Genomic DNA, 17,556 nt, shown 5'->3' with positions numbered 1-17,556 from the left:
ACCGAACGGTCGCCGTACGCCTCACCAATGGGCCAGCACATGACTCCAGAAAGGATTCTCTTGCCTTCTCACTCCTCGCCAAGCGACCTCAGTGTCGCGCAGCTGCAGGCAGCGTTCCGTGAGCACCAGATCACTCCTAGTGATGCACTGGAAAGCGTCGCCGCACGTATCCACCGCGATACAGGCTTCAACGGATATCACGCCATCACCCTTGATGAGGCTCAACATGCAGCCGAGGAGTCCGACCGCAGGTGGGAGCAGGGGCGTCCTCTCGGACCCCTTGACGGTGTCCCCGTCACCGTCAAGGAGAACCTGGGGCGACGTGGAGTCACCATGCCCTCCGGAACAGCACTCCCAGATCCACCCTCCCCGGAGCGTGATGCACCGATCGTTGAGAGACTGCACGAGGCAGGGGCGGTGATCGTGGGATCTACCGTCATGCCCGACTGGGGCATGCTCTCCTCCGGGGTAAGCTCGCGTCACGGCATCTCCCGAAGTCCGTGGAACCCTCAGCTCACCACCGGAGGTTCCTCCTCGGGAGCCGCAGTGACGGCGGCCGCAGGTCACGGACCCGTGCACATCGGCACTGACATCGGCGGATCGATCCGGCTGCCGGGTACCTGGAACGGGCTCGCCACGCTGAAACCCTCAGCAGGGCTCCTTCCTCTGGATCACCCCTACACCGGACGCGCGGCCGGCCCTATGGCACGCCGAGCCGTCGACCTGTTTCCGCTCATGTCGGTTGCAGCCCGATGGGATGACCGTGATCACTCCAGTCACCCCTACCCACCTCTCGATTTCACCACCCGGGCCTCATCCCCCGAAGGGATGGTCGTCGGCCTGCAGATGGATGGTGGCCCGGGTCTTGAGCTCGACGATGAAGTGCGTGCGGCGGTGAGCGCCGCTGCGGAGATCTTCGCCTCATACGGCGCCCGCGTGGTGGAGGTGCCTGCCATCACTACCGAGAGCCTTCTCCGACGGATCGACGACTTCTGGCGGGCACGCTCGCTGAATTCGCTCCTCAACCTGCCGAGGGAACCCCAGCAGGGCGAAGTCCTCGACTACATCCTGGCCTGGTGCAGAAAAGCACAGTCACGCTCCGCGGCACAGGCTGTTGGCGATTACGAGGCTCTGGGAGAACTCGCAGCCCGCGCACGGGCTTTGACCCGGCACGTCGATGTCCTCCTGTCGCCGGTCACGCCGCAGTTGGCCTTCGCTGCGGAGAATCCCATGCCGCATCCGCATCCCGAAGAACCCATGGCACATATCTCCTACACCCTGCCGTTCAATATGTCGGGGCAGCCCGCTGGTACGGTCAATGTCGGCAAGAGTGCTGACGGACGGTGGATCGGCATGCAAATCGCCGGGCCGATGGCCTCCGATGCCGATGTCCTGAGACTGATGGCATGGTGGGAGCAGGTTCGACCGGCCTCCGCGGCTCCTGATTGGGCTTCGCTCGACGCCGCACTCCTCTCAGGGAGTATGCAGCTCTGAGGTCCCCCCGTCGATGGCGGTCCATCCTCCGTCGACAGCCAGTACGGAACCGGTGACATAGCTCGCCGCATCCGAGGCCAGGTAGACGGCCGCTCCGACCAGCTCACTCGGCTCAGCCCACCGGCCCAGGGCAGACTGGGCCGCATAGTTCCGGAACCAGCCGGGATCGCTCTGCACCTGCTGCGTCAGGGGTGTAGTGACCACTCCCGGGGCGATGGCGTTGACGCGGACTCCGCGGGTTGAGAACTCGCTGGCGGCAGAACGCACGAGAGACTCCAGTCCAGCCTTTGTCGCACCGTATACACCCTGACCAGGTTCCACGACACGCGCGCGGATCGAGGACAAGAAGACCATCGAGCCACGGCCACGCTCCACCATCGACCCACCGAACGCCTGAAGCACCCGGAAAGTCCCGGTCAGGTTGAGGGAAGTCACCTTCTCGAGTTCGTCATCCCTATAATCCAGGATGCGGCGCCTGACGTTCATCGCGGCGGTATGCACCAAGATCTGCGGGTGGCCGAAACGCTCCGGTGCTTCACGGACCTGCTCCGGATCGGTGACGTCGATGTATTCGGCCGCACTCAGGGGCCGCTGGGCACGGCACAGCGATGAGGTCTCCCGGGCCGCGTCCACATCGCGGTCCGCACAGACCACATCAGCTCCCCAGGCGGCCAGCCCTTGGGCGATTTCTCGTCCGATGCCGGACCCCGCACCGATGACACAGGCACGCTGACCCTGCACCGAGAACAGTCGACTGTACTGCACCATCAGCGCTCCCCCACCTGCTCTGCGCCCGAGGGCATCCGCATCATGACCATGCGGGTCACGGTGTACTCCTCCATCGCCCATCGCGGGCCTTCACGCCCCACACCGGAATCTCTGACTCCTCCGTAGGGCATCACATCGGAACGGAAACCGGGAATCTGATTGACGACGACTCCCCCCACCTCGAGCTCCTCGGCTGCACGCAATGCCTCGCCGAGATCCGCCGTATAGATGGAGGCCTGCAGGCCGTAGCGCGAATCATTTGCTACCTGGAAAGCTTCGTCGAGATCGCCCACTCTCCGCACTGCCGCGATCGGCGCGAAGATCTCCTCATTCCACAGCGCCTCATCATCCGAGACATCAGCCAGCAGCTCCGGCATGATCAATGCTCCACCAGCATGTCGAGCATTCACCGCTTCTGGCGCCTCACGACGAGCCACTGTTCGAGCACCTGCATTTCGGGCGGACTGAAGCGTCTCCTGCACCCTTTGACCTGCCGCAGAATCGATGAGCGCCGCCACCTGTGTCTCTTCGTCCCAGGGATCACCCACGGCTAACCGCTGAACAGCTTCACTCAACCGATCTTCGAAGTCCTCGGCGACATCTGCTGTGACGATTATCCGCTGGATGGAGATGCATGCCTGACCGTTGGCGTAGAAGGCACCTCTGACGACAGCGTCGACGGCGTCGTCGAGATTCGCCGAGCCGGTCACAATGAGTGCGGCATTGGACCCGAGCTCGAGAACGGTACGTCTTGGCGCCGCCGCCTTGGCGATCGCGTGCCCGACAGCAGCGGACCCAGTGAAGCTGACCACAGCGGCACGTTCATCGCTGACGAGCGCATTGCCGACCTCAGCACCTCCTGTAAGGCACTGAGCGATGCTCTCATCGAGCCCTGCTGAGCGCAGGCTCCTCCGGACTAGAGAAACGAGCCACAGAGCAGAGAGCGGCGTGGCGGGCGCAGGTTTGAGGATGAAGGGGGCTCCGACGGCCAGGGCGGGTGCGATCTTATGACTGGCCAACAGCAACGGATAGTTGAAGCCTGCGATGGCGACGACCGCACCCAACGGCCTGCGGCGATACCACGCTGTCATTCCCTCACCGCCAGGTTGGAGATCCACCGGCACCAGCTCGCCGAGATTGCGCCCCACCTCCTCTACCGAAGCCTCCCAGCAGCTGATCGTCCGCGCCACCTCGGTCCGGCAATCACGGCGCGGCTTCCCGGTCTCCAGGATGAGCAGGTCCTCCAGCAGGTGACGATTCCGACGTAGTCCTTCGACGCAATCCGACACCACCTGCTTCTTCACAGCCGAAGAGATCTTCGCGAACGCCATGCACAGCTGTGCAGCATGAGTCAGGGCCGACTGCGCCGTCGCCACATCGGCGACAGGGACCTGCGCGAGATCTTCTCCGGTCCACGCATCTACGACCGGCGAAGAGATCGATGGTGTGACCCACGCCGGGCCGACGGGCAACCCCGCCGGGACCTCCTCGAAAAGGGCTGAGGGGAAACGTCCTGCATCCATCACGTCGAACCTCCTGGTGCCACACCGACAACTGAATGTAATCTGATTCACATAGTACAACTTGTCCGACCAGTTCGACATCACATCGTGATGTGAGCTCAGGAGACTCCCATGACTGCCGACTCCGCCCCGCCGCCTAACGGTGAGAAGTCCGAGGACCAGCCATCCTGTGAACGTCGGCCTTCGATAGACATCGCCGTTCTGGCCGGCGACGGCATCGGACCCGAAGTCATCTCAGCCGCAGAGGATGTGATGGAGGCTGTGTCCGCGCGGACACCCCTCGGTGTCGGGCTGCGTCCGCGCCATGTCGACTATGACGCCGATGTCTACCTGAAGACCGGCCGCCTCTTCGACGACGCGCTGCGCGAAGAGCTACTCTCCAGCCAGCTCATACTGTTCGGAGCCCTCGGTGATCCGCGCGTGGCACCGGGAATCCTCGAACGAGGGATCATCCTGGCGATGCGCACGGCATTCGACCAGGCCGTCAACGTACGCCCCGTCCGTCTCTATTCCGGCGTCGAGTCGCCGGTCCGAGGCGTGAACGCAGAGAACTGCGATCTCGTCTTCATCCGCGAGAACCTCGAAGGAGCGTACACCGGGGGCGGATCCACCACACACAGAGGCACCGGTCACGAGGTAGCCCTCCAGGAGTCGGTGAACACTGAGCCGGTCATCAGACGAGCCACCCGCTATGCACTCGGTCTGGCGAGCCGACGCAGGGGCCACCTGACGCTCTGCCATAAGACGAACATCCTGACCGCGGCCGGTGACCTGTGGTGGCGAGTCCTGCAGGACGAGGCTCGGCATTTCAACGACGTCGACATCGACCAGGTGAATGCCGACGCCATGTGCCTGCACCTGCCCTATGATCCCGGGCGCTTCGATGTCGTCCTGACCGACAACCTCTTCGGCGACATCCTTACTGACCTCGGTGCGATGGTGCAGGGCGGGATCGGTCTCTCAGCGAGCGCGAACCTCAACCTGGAAGGCACCGCCCCCTCCATGGTCGAGGGCGTCCACGGGTCGGCTCCGGATATTGCTGGCCGCGGATGGGCCAGCCCCTTCGCGACGATCCTCTCGCTCGCAATGGGGCTGGCCTCTCTGGGTCATACGGAAGCCGGAATCGCCATCGAATCCGCCGTTGCCGCCGAGCTGTCCGGCGGAGTGCCGATCTCAGGGGTCGGGCTGCCCGGTGGTACGGCAGGAGCGGCTGAGCGGATAGCCGACCGAATCGCCGACGGCACCGCGGCGCCCGTCCCCCACTCGCTTCTCACGGCTCTGACACCTTCCCACTCATCGATGGGGTGATGCAGGCGATGGGCCAGTGACCGCTCAGCGACGGCGCAGCTGGAACTGTGCCGCGTAGTGGTTCTCCGGCAGGTGATCGCCACGGCCGAAAAGCTTCTGCCGCAGGGTTCCCGGTGTGTAGTCCGACTTGTACCGGCCCAGCTGCTGCAGCTCCGGGACGACGTACTCCACGATGTCCTCAAAGGTGCCCGGAGTGATGTGGTAAGCCAAGTTGAAGCCGTCCACGTCGGTCTCATCCTGCCATTCGGCCAGACGGCGCGCCGCCGTCGGGCCATCACCGACGATGACCGGACCGAACCCGCCGACGCCGACCCACTCGGCCAGCTGCCGCACCGTCCACGTCTCATCCTCACGGCCTGAGGCCTTCTGGAACGTCTCCACTGTGGAGCGGATCGCGTTGGACTCCACATCACCGATCGGCTGGTCCAGATCGAACGTCGAGAGGTCGATCCCCATCCATCCGGACATCAGCACCAGACCGCCCTCCGGGTCCACGTACTGGGCGAGTTCATCGTACTTGGCCTGCGCGGCCGCCTCGTCGGGCCCGGTGACCACAGTCTGCATCGCGAAGATCCGCACGTCATAGGGATCGCGCCCGGCCTCCACTGCGGCCTGACGGATCTTCTGCACCGAGGCCTTCGCCAGTTCCTTCGTCGGCGGGTTGATGAACACCGCCTCGGCGTGCTTCCCCGCAAAGGCGCGGCCGCGGGTGGACGCCCCAGCCTGGTAGACCACGGGCATCCGCTGCGGGCTCGGCTCCACCACGGAGATACCCGGAGTCTTGAAGAACTCACCTTCGTGCTCGATGCGGTGGACCTTCGACGGATCGGTGAACACACCACGCTCACGGTCGGCGACGACGGCGTCGTCCTCCCAGGAGGCCTCCAGCAGCTTATAGACCACGTCCATGTACTCATCAGCGTGGTCGTAGCGGCGATCGTGCTCCATCTGATCGTCCTGGCCCATGTTCTGCGCGGCCGCCGGCAGATAGCCGGTCACCACGTTCCAACCAACCCGGCCTCCGGTGAGGTGGTCCAGAGTGCCCAGCCGCCGGGCGAACGGGTACGGGTGCTCATAGGCGGTGCCCGCGGTGACTCCGAACCCGAGGTTCTGTGTGACCGCCGCCATCGCGGAGATCAGCAGGAACGGATCGTTCACCGGAATCTGCGCGCCGGACCGCAGTGCAGCCTCTGGGCCAGCGGCGAACACGTCGTAGGGGCCGAGCACATCGGCGATGAACAGGCCGTCGAAGAGGCCACGCTCCAGGGTCTGGGCGAGGGAAGTCCAGTAGCCGATGGTGTTGTAGTCACGCGCCCGATCCTCCGGGTGGCGCCACAACCCCGGGGACTGGTGGACCACGCAGTTCATATCGAAGGCGTTGAACAGGATCTCCCGCCCGCCTTGAGGGGTGTGCGGGGGCTGGGATGACGGCTGGGGCTGCGTCTGGGTCATGTCTCCTCCTGCAGAGCTCAGCCGATGCAGGGCACCCGAGGACAGACAGGTGCCCTTTTGGCACCGCTCCCAGGAGGACCTCCATCGGTCCTGGCGGTAGCACCCACCTACGGAAGACATCCTGTGGGTTGCTGCGGCGTCGACGAGCCAGGTCTCTCAGCCGCTCTGGATGGTTGCCCTTACACCCTACACCGGCTCAGCGGCCCGACGACGCACAACGTCATCTGCCGATGCCGGAACCGAGCGGTATATCGTGGGAGCCATGTCCACCCCCGAGTCCGCGACACCCACAGTCGAACCCACCGCCCTGGCGTCATCTTCCGCGGGTCCACTCGTGCGCATCATTTCTGCCGTCCTGGCCGAACATCCTGCTGAACAGACAACTGAGCAGGCAGGTGGTCCCACGGCGCAGGCGGATCACACCCTCACAGCCGAGGATCTGCTGCGCGATGCCCTGGCACAGCGGCACGTCGAGGTCGAAGAGGTCATGCCCGGGCACCTGCTGTTTCGATTCGCCGGTTACATCATCGGCGGAATGCAGGGACAGCTGACGACGTTGGTCTCAGAGCATTCCCGCCGCATCGCCGCAGATCAGAAGCTGCTGGAGCGTTTCCTGCGCCATGCCGACGTCGCTGTGCCAGAGGGCTCCGCTCCCCCGGTCTCCACAGCCGAGGAAGCCCCCGCGGGAGAGGGTGAGGACTCCGGTGAGGAGGACACCGACGACGAAGCCACCGGGGGGACGGCCGAGCAGTCCAGCATGGACGTCGAAGTGTTCGTCGTCGGCGACGAAGCGATCGCCGCACTGCTGCGCACTCCCGCTTTCGAGCACACCTCCGAAGGCCTGGTCTTCACCGACAACGGAGAACAGCAGCTCACCGTCGACGTCACCGATCTGCTCGCCCCGGGGCTGCGCGCGCTGGCTGCCGACGCCGTCACCGCTCTGCCGGGACTGGCTGCGGCATCTGTCACCGTCCGGACACCCGGAGTGGATTCAGCTGAGGACGCCGTGGTCACCGGGATCACCGTGGCCCCGGATATCCTCAGTTTCCACCGTCCGAATATCGGCCGGGGCCGCGATGCGTCCGGCGCGCTGGCGGAGAAGATCCTCAGGCGTGCGAGCCGCTGACCGGTTCACTTCCACCGGGTGAAGGGGCAGGTGCATCACCGATGGCGTTGAGCCCTTCCGGAAGCACGCCGTCGAGCTCGTACTCCCCCAATGAACGGGCGCGGAAGACGATCGGGTTATGCGTCGCGACCGTCTGGATGTTGCGCCAATGACGGTCCAGAGCCTTTGACCGTGACACTGCTGAGGCGCCGACCGTCTGGAACAGCTCACCGACGACGTCGAGACACAGCTGCGGCACCACCACATGAGCCCGCTCCACGGCGATCTCGCTCTCATAGACCGCGGCGGGGACATCGGCGCCGGCACCGGGTTCATGGGTACCGGCCAGGCGGCCTGCCTCAAGGGCGCGGTCATGGACACGGGCCACTTCCAGGACGGTGGACTCTGCAGCGAACAGCCCTGCTGACATCTTCCCCACGATCTGCTGGATGAGCGGGTCCTCGCGGAAGAGTTTGCCGGAGCCCGAAGTGTTGAACGTCCGCTTCCGCCCCCGGATCAGTGCCACTGCATCCCGCAGGGCGCCGCGGGCCGCACCGACCTGCACCGCAAGCAGATACAGCTGGAAGAAGGCGGCCTCGTGGACGGCTTCATGGGAGCCGGGGACACGGTCCAGCACGCCGATGGGCTCGATGTCCGCATCGACGAAGCGCGTGGTCCCGGTGCCGGTGAGCCGCTGGCCGAATCCGTCCCAGTCGTCCTCGACGGTCACTCCCGCCGCATCGGTGGCGACCACTGCGAACCGACGCCCCGGCCCGTCGTCGCGGGCGGCGGAGACCCGGGTGTAGTCGGAGAAGATCGTGCCGGTGGAGTAGAACTTCTCCCCGTCCAACCGCCAGCTGCCATCAGACCTCTGAGCAAGGACGGTATTGAGCTCACCCAGTGCGTTGCCGCCCTTCTCCGTGGACGCGTTGCCGATGGTGGCCCCGTTGAGCACCCGGCGGTACCACTCATCACGGATCTCCACCGGCTGGAAGCGCAGCGCATCGACGAATCCGAAATGCCCGCGGTAGAGGTGCGCGACATTGGAATCAGCTTCAGCCAGCCGGATGACCTCGACGATCAGCTCCTCCACTGAAGCTCCCGCGCCACCGTGTTCCTCGGGAACCCGGAGTGCGCCGAAGCGGTGCTCGTCAAGCCACCGGACCGCCTCGAACGGCAGCTCCCGGTCCAGCTCACGGCGCACGGCCCCCTCGGCGATCTGGCCGAGCAGTTCCTCAGGAAGCCTCGCTGTTCCCTGGCTCTGTGTCTCTGCCTGTGCCTGTGCCTGTGTCATCGGCTGTTCACGTCCTCCCATGCGTCGTCAAGATCCCGGTCGAACGCCGGGGTGAGTATTCCCTCGAGATAGTCGCCGTACCACTGCTCCACCGTCTCATCGTGGAATGCGGTGCGCAGGGCCTCATACTTCTCCGGATGCTCATCCCGGAACCCCGGCTTGGCACTGATCGTCAGCGCGAAGGGCAACGCCTCCTCAGCGCTCTCCATGATGAGCACCTCTTCCGGCATGACATCGACTTCCGCGAGGAGCCGGGCGAAGCCGAAGACGGCGTCCACATCCGTGTAGACCTGCCCCACAGACTGCTGATCGACTTCGATGAATTCCAGATTCTTCGGATTCGCTGTGATGTCATGGACACTCAACGCGGCCACGGGCACAGAGTCATCGATCTCCAGCAGCCCTCCGCGAGCCAGCAGACGGATACCCCGGCCGTTGTTCGCGGTGTCCACTGGGAGCGCGACGCGCGCACCGTCGGGAAGATCGTCGAGTGAGTTATAGACAGAGGAGTAGATACCGGAAGGCTGCTCGAACATGAAGAGGATCGGCTCGATATCGAGATCGTTGTCCTCGTTGAACTGTTTCAGATAGCTGAGATTCTGGAAGAAATTGACGTCATACTCGCCTCGCTCGACAGCGTGATTGGGCTGAATGATGTCAGTGACATAGGTAACCGAGACGTCCCAGCCGTCGTCTTCGAGGATTCCACGGGCGATCTCAGTGGGCTCTTGAAACGGTGCGGACTCCGTGACGATGAGCCGCAGCGCCTTTCCGCCGAAGGCGTCGAGTCCGCATCCAGTCACTCCTACTCCTGTGCCGAATCCGAGACCACCTGCGACAGCAGCGCCCCACATTCCGCTCAGCACGCTTCGGCGCGAGACGGCCTTGCCCATCAGCCCTGGACCTCTGTCCAAGCCTCGTCGATGTCGACGTCGAAGGCCGTATCCAGCACTCCGCCCTGATAGTCATCGAACCAGTCTTGGACCTCCTGGGACTGGAAGGCCTCCTGCAGGGCCTCAGCCTTTTCCGTGCCTTGAAAGTCAGGGTTCGCTGCAACCACACAGGTGAATGGCAGCGCCACATCATCGCCTTCCAGCACCACGGCGTCATCCGCATCGAGACCGATCTCCGCGGCCAGTCGGACGAAGGCGAAGGCCGCATCCACATCGGAGAGGCTCTGGGCCACTGACTGCTGATCGACCTCCACGAACTCCAGGTTCTGCGGGTTCTCCACGATGTCACCCTGGGAGAGCTCAGAGACCTCCACAGACTCGTCGATCTCCAGCAGCCCGGCATCGGCCAGCAGCTTCAGGGCGCGACCGTTGTTCGCCGTGTCGACGGGGATCGCGATCTGGGCACCTGAGGGCAGATCCTCTAGCGAGTCATAATCCTCGGAGTAGATCCCACCCGGAGCCTCATAGACCGCGAACGTGGTCTCGACATCGAGTCCGTGGTCATCATTGAACTGGTCCAAATAACTGAGGTTCTGGAAGAAGTTCGCGTCGTACTCACCCTGAGCGACGGCCTGATTCGGCTGGATGATATCCGTGACATAGGTCGTCTCCAACGTCCACCCGTCCTCCTCCAACTGCTCCTTGACCAGCTCCGTGGGCTCCTGAAACGGAGCAGACTCCGTGACGATCATCGTGATGGTGCGATCTTCACCGCCCGCGGCATCAGACAGCCCACAACCGACGAGGCTCACTGACATCAGGATCGCCGCAGCGCCGGCTCCATAGGGTCTCACCTGAGGTGCGTGGTGCCTACTCATCCGGCGAACTCACCCCAGATCGTCTCGATGTTCTCCGTGGTGAACTCGTCAGAGTGCTCTTTGATACCACCTAAGTAGTCCTCGAACCACTGCTGGACTTCTTCCGAGTGGTAGGCCTCTTGCAGCACTTCAGCCTTCTCCGTTTCTTCGAAGCCCGGCTGAGCGGCGACGACTACTGTGTATGGAGTCTCATACTCTTCACCGTCTTCGACGAGCAGAGCGGTGTCATCGACGTCATGACCGGCCTCGGCCACCAACCGAGAGAAGACGAACGCAGCATCGACGTCGGGAAGGGTCTGAGCCAGGGACTGCTGATCGACCTCAGTAAATGAGAAGTTCCGAGGGTTCTCTGTGATGTCCGACTGGGACAGCTCAGTGATCTCCTTCGATTCGTCGATCTCCAGCAGACCGGCCTCAGCAAGCATCTTTAGCCCCCTTCCGTTGTTCGCTGTATCCACCGGCAGGGCGATCTCAGCACCGTCAGGCAGGTCATCGACTGAATCATGCTCTAGGGAATACACGCCGCTAGGGGCGTAGAACACAGAGAATGTCGGAACAACATCAGTGCCGTTGTCCTCATTGAACTGCCTCAAATACGCAAAGTGCTGAAAGAAGTTCACATCATATTCGCCTTGCTCCACCACCTGATTCGGCTGGATGATGTCCGTGACATAGGTCGTCTCCAACGTCCACCCGTCCTCCTCCAACTGCTCCTTGACCAGCTCCGTGGGCTCCTGAAACGGAGCAGACTCCGTGACGATCATCGTGATGGTGCGATCTTCACCGCCCGCGGCATCAGACAGCCCACAACCGACGAGGCTCACTGACATCAGGATCGCCGCAGCGCCGGCTCCATAGGGTCTCACCTGAGGTGCGTGGTGCCTACTCATCCGGCGAACTCACCCCAGATCGTCTCGATGTTCTCCGTGGTGAATGCGTCGCTGTACTCAACGGTTCCTCCGAGGTAGTCGGCGTACCACTGTTCGACCTCCTCAGACTGGAACGCCTCCTGCAGCACCTCAGCCTTCTCCGTCTCCTCGAAACCCGGCTGAGCGGCGACCACGACGGTGTATGGCGTCTCGACCTCCGGATCATCCTCCATGATCAGCGCGGTCCCTTCGACGTCATAGTCAGCCTCAGCCACTAACCGGGCAAAGGCAAAGGCTGCGTCTACATCAGGCAGACTCTGCGGTGTGGACTGCTGATCCACTTCGATGAACTCGATATTCCGCGGATTGTCCGTGATATCTGATTGAGAGAGATCGGTGACATCCTGGGATTCATCGACCTCGATCAGCCCCTCATCAGCTAACATCTTCAACGCACGGCCGTTGTTGGAGGTATCCACGGGAATTGCGATCTGCGCGCCCTCTGGAATCTCATCTACGCTGTCATGCTCCAGCGAAAAGATGCCGCTGGGCGCGTAATACACCGAGAACGCCGGAGTGACCTCCGTGTCGTTGTCCTCGTTGAACTGCCGCAGATATGAGATGTGCTGGAAGAAGTTCGCGTCGTACTCGCCCTGGGCGACGGCCTGGTTCGGCTGGATGATATCGGTGACATAGGTCGTCTCCAACGTCCACCCGTCCTCCTCCAACTGCTCCTTGACCAATTCCGTGGGCTCCTGGAACGGAGCAGACTCCGTGACGATCATGGTGATGGTGCGGTCGTCATCACCGGCCAGGCCGCATCCGGTGAGACCGAGCACGGACGCCGCAGCAGCACCGGCAAAGATGTGACGCCGCGCGTGGCGGGGTACAGAATCCCCGGCAGAAGGGGCGGAAAAGGCAGCAGAAGACATAGGGGATCTCCCTTTGAGAAGGAAACGAGCGAAAACGAGGCGCCGGGTTCAGAGGCGCTTATCGGTGAGCCGGGACAGCGTGGTCCCGCCCCACTGCACCAGCGTCACCAGCAGCAGCATCAGCACGATGGCCACCAGCATCACCGGCGTCTCATAGCGGTAGTAGCCGTAGCGGATGGCGAAGTCACCGATTCCGCCTCCGCCGACCAGCCCCACCATCGCCGAATAGGAGATGAAGCTGACCGTGGTGATCGTGATAGAGCCGATGATGGCGGGCTTCGCGTCCACCAGCAGCACATTGCGGATGATCTGGCCGCGTGTGGCACCCATCGCACGCGATGCCTCCACTGCACCGGTGCCCAGCTGGGTCAGGTTCTGCTCCACCAAACGGGCGAAGTAGGGGATCGCGTTGACCGTCAGCGGAACGATCGCCGCGGCCGTTCCCACTGTGGTGCCGACCAGCAATCGGGTGAACGGGATAATCGCGATCAGCAGGATCAGAAACGGAAAGGACCGCACCATATTGACCAGCCCGCTGACCACCGCGTGACGCTTCGGCAACGGCGCGATCCCGCCCGGCGCATGGTTGAACAGCCAGATCCCGATCGGCGTGCCGATGAGCACCGCCAGCGGAATGGCCACACCGACCATCGCGAAGGTCTGCAGCATCGCGACGAGGAGCTCACCGCGCAGTTCCACGATGCGTTCCATCAGCGCACCACCTCCAGCAGAGCCTCTGACTGCGCGGTGGACTCGACATCGGTGGCGGGCCTGCGGTCCACAGAGATCCCGTCGCTGACCAGATAACGGCCGATGCTGGTGGCCGGGTCGAAGGACCCCGACAGCAGATCCTGCGCGCCGAAGCGTTCCACTACTCTGCCGTCCTCCATGACCGCGACATCATCGGCCAGCGCCTTGATGACCTCCATCTCATGGGTCACGATCACCACAGTGATGCCGAACTCACGGTTCACATCAGCCAGGTACTGCAGCACCGAGGCCGTGGTGAAGGGGTCCAATGCGGAGGTGGGCTCGTCACAGAGCAGCACCTCCGGCTCCGGAGCCAGCGCCCGAGCGATCGCTACCCGCTGCTTCTGCCCACCCGAGAGCTGAGCCGGGTAGGCGGAGGCCTTACCGGAGAGATCGACGATCTCCAAGGCCTCCGCGGCCCGCCGGCGCCTGACCGCACGGTCCCTGACCCCCGCGAATTTCAGTGCAAGCTCCACGTTCTGCGCGGCGGTCAGATTGTTCACCAGATTGAAGCCCTGGAAGATCATGCCGATCTGATGCCGTGCACGCCGTAGGCCCTCATCACCGAGCCCGGTGAGCACCGTGTCACCCACCTGCACCTCACCCGAGCTGGGACGCTCCAGCAGGTTGATGTTTCGCAACAGCGTGGACTTCCCCGCTCCGGAGAATCCGATGATGCCCTGAATGCGTCCGCGGCCGACCTCGAGGCTGACGTCATAGACGGCGGTGACCGGCCCCCGCCCGCGAGTGGCGGCGAAAGTGGTCGTGACATGGCGCAGTGAGATCATGATCCTCCATCGGTCCCGGCGGTAGCACCGTGACCGATGCGCCTGCGGATCAAAGCCGCGGAAGAAGGCGCTCGGCAGGTTGCTGCGACGTCGTCGAGCCGGGTCTCTCGGTCGCTCTGGATGGTTTGCGAAGCTGGACAACTCTAGGCATGCCAGCACCGTTTCCGTCAATACGTTCAGAGCAGGAGTCCGCAATATTCGTCATAAATGTTCACTCACCAGGCTTCAGACTGACGTACCGCCCGTCGAGTTGCTGCACCACAGAACAGCCGCGTAGAGTCGCTGTCCGTACCATCCAGAGCGGCTGAGAGATCTGGCTCGACGACGCCGCAGCAACCGCCCCCTCCTCCCTGGCTCCGAACAGGTGAGGGCCGGGAAAGGTGCTACCGCCAGGACCGATGGGAGTGAGTGCTCTATGGGTTCGTCCACGCTGACCTACACCGACCGTGCCGCCGCAGGCTCCGCTGCGGATTTCTCTGACGACTCCACCCCTGAGACCAGCGGGTCCCTCGGAGTCACACTGCGCGGACTCGGCCGCCGCTTCGACGGGCGCACTGTGCTGCGCGACGTCGACGTCGACATCCGCCCCGGTGAGATCCTCGCCGTCCTCGGAGCCTCGGGCTGCGGGAAGTCCACCCTGCTGCGGGCCGTGGCCGGGCTCGACACCGGCTTCACCGGTCAGGCTCAGATCGCCGGGCAGGCGGTGAGCCGCTACGACGAGCGCACCGCGGTCGGGTTCCAGGAACCTCGTCTGCTGCCCTGGCGCACAGTGCGCGCCAACGTGGCTCTTGGTCTGCCCCGCGGCACCCCGAAGGCTCAGGGCCGCGAGCGCGTCGACGAGCTGCTGCGGCTCGTCGGCCTGGCGGAACGGGCTGACCTGCGCCCACGGGAGATCTCCGGGGGCATGGCCCAGCGCGCCTCCCTGGCTCGCGCTCTCGCCCGGCGCCCCGGAGTACTGCTGCTCGATGAACCGTTCGGCGCACTCGACGCCCTGACCCGGCTGAAGATGCAGGACCTTCTGCTGGACATCCACGCTGAGACCGGCACCACCGTTCTGCTGGTGACCCATGACGTCGATGAGGCGCTGCACCTGGCTGACCGGATTCTACTGCTCGGCGCTGACGGCACCGACCGCGAGGGTGCCGGTGTGGCTCAGCTGCTGGAGATCACCAACCCCCGCCCCCGGGACCGCGGTTCAGCGCACCTGGCCGCACTGCGCGGCGCCCTGTTGGAGGGCCTCGGCGTCGAGGGCACTACCGCTGCGGACACCACTGCAGAAACCGCTGCGGAGACTACTGGGGGCGCCACTGGAGAAGGAGCGCACCGTTGAGCGAGAGGACACACCTGATGACGGCCAGACGCCGCACCAGAACCGCGGCAGTGCTCGGGCTCAGCGCCCTGTTGGCCACCGCCTGCGTCGACGGGGAAGGCCCCGCGGACGAGGAGGACTCAGACCTGAGCACTCTGGATATCGACTGGGCCACCTATAACCCGCTCAGCCTCATCATTCGAGACCAGGGGTGGCTGGAGGAGGAGCTCTCCGAAGAGGGGATCGACGTCAACTGGGTGCAGTCCCAGGGCTCGAACCGCGCCCATGAGAATCTGCGCGCCGGCGCTGTCGACTTCGGCTCCTCCGCCGGGTCGGCAGCCCTGCTCAACCGGGCCAATGGCTCCGCGGTGAAGACCGTACTCATCGCTGACCAGCCAGAATGGACGGCGCTGGTCTCCACGGCGGACTCCGATGTGGAGACCGTCAGCGATCTCGAGGGCGCGACCGTAGCAGCGACCGCGGGCACTGACCCGTATTTCTTCCTCTTCCAAGCGCTGGAGGCCGAAGGACTGGAGCCCGGTGACGTGACAGTGCAGAACCTGCAGCACGCCGACGGTCGGACGGCTCTGATGAACGGGGATGTGGATGCCTGGGCGGGGCTGGACCCGATCATGGCCTCCGCTGAGCAGGAGGGCGCCGAACTGTTCCGGCGCGAGGTGGACTTCAACACCTACTCCGTGGTGAACAGCACTGAGGACTTCATCGAAGACCACCCCGAGGTCACCCAGACGGTGATCGACACCTACGAACGCGCCCGGCAATGGGCCCAGGAGAACCCGGAGGAGACTGCTGAGATCCTCGCGGAGGAGGCCGACATCGACGTCGAGGTCGCCGAACTGGTGATCACCGAGCGCTCGAACTTCGGCGTGGACCCGGTGCCGGGCGAGGAGCAGTACGAGGTGTTAGAGAACATCGGCCCGTACTTCGTGGAGACCGGCGACGTCTCCGAGCAGCAGAGCATCGACGACGCCCTGGACACACTGTTCCACCCTGAGTTCGCCGAGCAGGCCGAAGCCGCCGGCGGAAATGCTGATGGGGACGCTGACGGGGAGGACTCATGACAGTAGTTACTGACACTCCCCATGCCGAGGCCTCTGCCGAGACCGAGGCGCACACGTCACCGAAGAACACCCGAAAGACCCCGGACACCACACCGGAGGAGACTGCCGGTGTGCGCCGCCGCCGCGCCCTGCCCGGAGGCCGGCTGCTCATCGGCGCCGTCGTGCCGTTGGTGCTGCTGGCCACCTGGTACGGCGTCACCGCCGCGGGAGTGTTCACCCCGGTGCAGCTTCCGGCCCCGCAGGCCGTGCTGACCGCAGGTGTGGAGCTCTTCGAGCGCGGAGACCTGACCCACCACATCGCCATCTCCGTGCAGCGGGTGCTGCTCGGCTTCGCCGTCGGCGCCGGGCTGGGGCTCGTCATCGGGTCTCTGCTGGGACTCTCGAAGATCGCCGATGCACTGCTGCAGCCCACGATCGGCGCGTTCCGGGCGGTGCCCTCACTGGCCTGGGTGCCGCTGTTGATCCTCTGGATGGGCATCTATGAGGATTCGAAGGTCACGCTGATCGCCATCGGCGCGTTCTTCCCTGTCTTCACTGCGGTGCACTCGGCGCTGCGCCATGTGGACCCGCAGCTGGTCGAGGCCGGACGGGCCTTCGGATTCCACGGGGTGCGCCTGCTGACCACGGTCCAGCTGCCGGCCGTGGTCCCCTCGGTGTTCTCCGGGCTGCGGCTGGGATTGGCCCAGGCCTGGCTGTTCCTGGTGGCCGCGGAGCTCATCGCCTCGTCCATGGGCTTGGGCTTCCTGCTCACCGACTCCCAGAACAACGGCCGGACCGACCGCCTGCTGCTGGCCATCCTGCTGTTGGCCATCCTCGGCAAGCTCACCGATGCCCTGCTCGGCGTCCTGGAACGCAAGGCCTTGAAGACCTGGGGCTGAGGTGCTGGGCGGAGATCCTGGGCTGAGCAGCAGGTGCCACGAGGCACACGGCCATCCAGCCGGTCATACTCAGACACGTTCTTTGTGCCCGGCCACACCCCAGGCGTACGATGAACTGACGAACCATCCAGAGCGGCTGAGAGATCTGGCTCGACGACGCCGCAGCAACCCATGGGAGATCCTCCCGCAAGGTGGGTGCTACCGCCAGGACCGATGGGAGTGAATTCCGCCCG

The 17,556-nt window shown here is 64.3% G+C and carries 16 protein-coding genes and 4 riboswitches; of the genes, 6 read left to right on the top strand and 10 right to left on the bottom strand.

The features are described 5' to 3' along the window. Positions 1 to 60 precede the first annotated feature (60 nt). On the top strand, positions 61 to 1,494 hold the full coding sequence (locus tag RIL96_RS05505; RefSeq protein WP_310548012.1) for an amidase: 1,434 nt from the start codon (positions 61 to 63) through the stop codon (positions 1,492 to 1,494). Here the strand turns inward: RIL96_RS05505 and RIL96_RS05500 are convergent. Next, positions 1,474 to 2,262: an SDR family NAD(P)-dependent oxidoreductase gene (locus tag RIL96_RS05500; protein WP_310548011.1), complete on the bottom strand. Its 789-nt coding sequence runs from the start codon at positions 2,260 to 2,262 to the stop codon at positions 1,474 to 1,476. The genes RIL96_RS05505 and RIL96_RS05500 overlap by 21 nt on opposite strands. Further along, a complete protein-coding gene (locus RIL96_RS05495; RefSeq protein ID WP_310548010.1) occupies positions 2,262 to 3,785 on the bottom strand; it encodes an aldehyde dehydrogenase family protein in 1,524 nt (507 codons plus the stop codon). The genes RIL96_RS05500 and RIL96_RS05495 overlap by 1 nt, the downstream gene beginning before the upstream one ends. 111 nt (positions 3,786 to 3,896) lie before the next feature. Here RIL96_RS05495 and RIL96_RS05490 point away from each other — a divergent pair, with 111 nt between their 5' ends. Then, positions 3,897 to 5,093, top strand: coding sequence for an isocitrate/isopropylmalate family dehydrogenase (locus tag RIL96_RS05490; RefSeq protein WP_310548009.1), 1,197 nt, complete (start codon positions 3,897 to 3,899; stop codon positions 5,091 to 5,093). Positions 5,094 to 5,117: 24 nt separating this feature from the next. On the opposite strand, the gene RIL96_RS05485 is transcribed toward RIL96_RS05490, so the two are convergent. Then, positions 5,118 to 6,545, bottom strand: coding sequence for an LLM class flavin-dependent oxidoreductase (locus RIL96_RS05485; protein ID WP_310548008.1), 1,428 nt, complete (start codon positions 6,543 to 6,545; stop codon positions 5,118 to 5,120). A 78-nt stretch (positions 6,546 to 6,623) separates the two neighbouring features. Continuing rightward, positions 6,624 to 6,721, bottom strand: a riboswitch (SAM riboswitch). Between the two features lie 86 nt (positions 6,722 to 6,807). Between RIL96_RS05485 and RIL96_RS05480 the strand changes: the two genes are divergently transcribed. Beyond that, on the top strand, positions 6,808 to 7,671 hold the full coding sequence (locus RIL96_RS05480) for an ATP-grasp domain-containing protein (protein WP_310548007.1): 864 nt from the start codon (positions 6,808 to 6,810) through the stop codon (positions 7,669 to 7,671). On the opposite strand, the gene RIL96_RS05475 is transcribed toward RIL96_RS05480, so the two are convergent. The 7 genes from RIL96_RS05475 to RIL96_RS05445 all read right to left on the bottom strand — a co-directional run bounded on the left by RIL96_RS05475 (position 7,652) and on the right by RIL96_RS05445 (position 14,054). Then, the gene (locus RIL96_RS05475) at positions 7,652 to 8,944 is read right to left on the bottom strand and encodes an acyl-CoA dehydrogenase family protein (protein ID WP_310548006.1); all 1,293 of its coding nucleotides are present in this window, start codon (positions 8,942 to 8,944) and stop codon (positions 7,652 to 7,654) included. The two genes, RIL96_RS05480 and RIL96_RS05475, sit on opposite strands and share 20 nt — an antisense overlap. Beyond that, a complete protein-coding gene (locus tag RIL96_RS05470) occupies positions 8,941 to 9,747 on the bottom strand; it encodes a MetQ/NlpA family ABC transporter substrate-binding protein (protein ID WP_310548005.1) in 807 nt (268 codons plus the stop codon). Before RIL96_RS05470 ends, RIL96_RS05475 begins: the two co-directional genes overlap by 4 nt. Positions 9,748 to 9,836: 89 nt before the next feature. Next, complete coding sequence (locus RIL96_RS05465) at positions 9,837 to 10,655, bottom strand: MetQ/NlpA family ABC transporter substrate-binding protein (RefSeq protein WP_310548004.1); 819 nt, start codon at positions 10,653 to 10,655, stop codon at positions 9,837 to 9,839. A gap of 56 nt (positions 10,656 to 10,711) precedes the next feature. Further along, positions 10,712 to 11,545 (bottom strand): MetQ/NlpA family ABC transporter substrate-binding protein, encoded by an 834-nt coding sequence (locus RIL96_RS05460; RefSeq protein ID WP_310548003.1) that lies wholly within the window; start codon positions 11,543 to 11,545, stop codon positions 10,712 to 10,714. Between the two features lie 56 nt (positions 11,546 to 11,601). Further along, positions 11,602 to 12,516, bottom strand: coding sequence for a MetQ/NlpA family ABC transporter substrate-binding protein (locus tag RIL96_RS05455; protein WP_310548002.1), 915 nt, complete (start codon positions 12,514 to 12,516; stop codon positions 11,602 to 11,604). Positions 12,517 to 12,564: 48 nt separating this feature from the next. Then, positions 12,565 to 13,227: a methionine ABC transporter permease gene (locus RIL96_RS05450; protein ID WP_310548001.1), complete on the bottom strand. Its 663-nt coding sequence runs from the start codon at positions 13,225 to 13,227 to the stop codon at positions 12,565 to 12,567. Continuing rightward, positions 13,227 to 14,054: a methionine ABC transporter ATP-binding protein gene (locus RIL96_RS05445; RefSeq protein ID WP_310548000.1), complete on the bottom strand. Its 828-nt coding sequence runs from the start codon at positions 14,052 to 14,054 to the stop codon at positions 13,227 to 13,229. The genes RIL96_RS05450 and RIL96_RS05445 overlap by 1 nt, the downstream gene beginning before the upstream one ends. 3 nt (positions 14,055 to 14,057) lie before the next feature. Next, positions 14,058 to 14,181, bottom strand: a riboswitch (SAM riboswitch). A 161-nt stretch (positions 14,182 to 14,342) separates the two neighbouring features. Then, positions 14,343 to 14,459: riboswitch (SAM riboswitch) on the top strand. A 10-nt stretch (positions 14,460 to 14,469) separates the two neighbouring features. Between RIL96_RS05445 and RIL96_RS05440 the strand changes: the two genes are divergently transcribed. Genes RIL96_RS05440 through RIL96_RS05430 form a run of 3 tightly spaced genes read left to right on the top strand, consistent with a single transcriptional unit; the run spans position 14,470 to position 17,323 of the window. Then, positions 14,470 to 15,384 carry an ABC transporter ATP-binding protein gene (locus tag RIL96_RS05440; protein WP_310547999.1) on the top strand — a complete coding sequence of 305 codons (915 nt, stop codon included), beginning with the start codon at positions 14,470 to 14,472 and terminating at the stop codon, positions 15,382 to 15,384. A 17-nt stretch (positions 15,385 to 15,401) separates the two neighbouring features. Beyond that, positions 15,402 to 16,445 (top strand): aliphatic sulfonate ABC transporter substrate-binding protein, encoded by a 1,044-nt coding sequence (locus tag RIL96_RS05435; RefSeq protein ID WP_310547998.1) that lies wholly within the window; start codon positions 15,402 to 15,404, stop codon positions 16,443 to 16,445. After that, positions 16,442 to 17,323 (top strand): ABC transporter permease, encoded by an 882-nt coding sequence (locus RIL96_RS05430; protein WP_310547997.1) that lies wholly within the window; start codon positions 16,442 to 16,444, stop codon positions 17,321 to 17,323. Before RIL96_RS05435 ends, RIL96_RS05430 begins: the two co-directional genes overlap by 4 nt. 120 nt (positions 17,324 to 17,443) lie before the next feature. Further along, positions 17,444 to 17,543, top strand: a riboswitch (SAM riboswitch). The last annotated feature ends 13 nt before the right edge of the window (positions 17,544 to 17,556 follow it).

It is taken from the genome of Nesterenkonia aerolata, from assembly GCF_031470965.1.
GTDB classification, from domain to species: domain Bacteria; phylum Actinomycetota; class Actinomycetes; order Actinomycetales; family Micrococcaceae; genus Nesterenkonia; species Nesterenkonia aerolata.
Note: the sequence above shows the minus strand (reverse complement) of the source record. Positions and strands in the feature narration are given on the sequence as shown.

Coding starts and splice junctions, on each gene's coding strand:
- RIL96_RS05500 (WP_310548011.1), bottom strand. CDS start 2,262: ATGGTGCAGTACAGTCGACTGTTCTCGGTGCAGGGTCAGCGTGCCTGT.
- RIL96_RS05495 (WP_310548010.1), bottom strand. CDS start 3,785: ATGGATGCAGGACGTTTCCCCTCAGCCCTTTTCGAGGAGGTCCCGGCG.
- RIL96_RS05490 (WP_310548009.1), top strand. CDS start 3,897: ATGACTGCCGACTCCGCCCCGCCGCCTAACGGTGAGAAGTCCGAGGAC.
- RIL96_RS05485 (WP_310548008.1), bottom strand. CDS start 6,545: ATGACCCAGACGCAGCCCCAGCCGTCATCCCAGCCCCCGCACACCCCT.
- RIL96_RS05480 (WP_310548007.1), top strand. CDS start 6,808: ATGTCCACCCCCGAGTCCGCGACACCCACAGTCGAACCCACCGCCCTG.
- RIL96_RS05475 (WP_310548006.1), bottom strand. CDS start 8,944: ATGACACAGGCACAGGCACAGGCAGAGACACAGAGCCAGGGAACAGCG.
- RIL96_RS05465 (WP_310548004.1), bottom strand. CDS start 10,655: ATGTCAGTGAGCCTCGTCGGTTGTGGGCTGTCTGATGCCGCGGGCGGT.
- RIL96_RS05460 (WP_310548003.1), bottom strand. CDS start 11,545: ATGTCAGTGAGCCTCGTCGGTTGTGGGCTGTCTGATGCCGCGGGCGGT.
- RIL96_RS05455 (WP_310548002.1), bottom strand. CDS start 12,516: ATGTCTTCTGCTGCCTTTTCCGCCCCTTCTGCCGGGGATTCTGTACCC.
- RIL96_RS05450 (WP_310548001.1), bottom strand. CDS start 13,227: ATGGAACGCATCGTGGAACTGCGCGGTGAGCTCCTCGTCGCGATGCTG.
- RIL96_RS05445 (WP_310548000.1), bottom strand. CDS start 14,054: ATGATCTCACTGCGCCATGTCACGACCACTTTCGCCGCCACTCGCGGG.
- RIL96_RS05440 (WP_310547999.1), top strand. CDS start 14,470: ATGGGTTCGTCCACGCTGACCTACACCGACCGTGCCGCCGCAGGCTCC.
- RIL96_RS05435 (WP_310547998.1), top strand. CDS start 15,402: ATGACGGCCAGACGCCGCACCAGAACCGCGGCAGTGCTCGGGCTCAGC.
- RIL96_RS05430 (WP_310547997.1), top strand. CDS start 16,442: ATGACAGTAGTTACTGACACTCCCCATGCCGAGGCCTCTGCCGAGACC.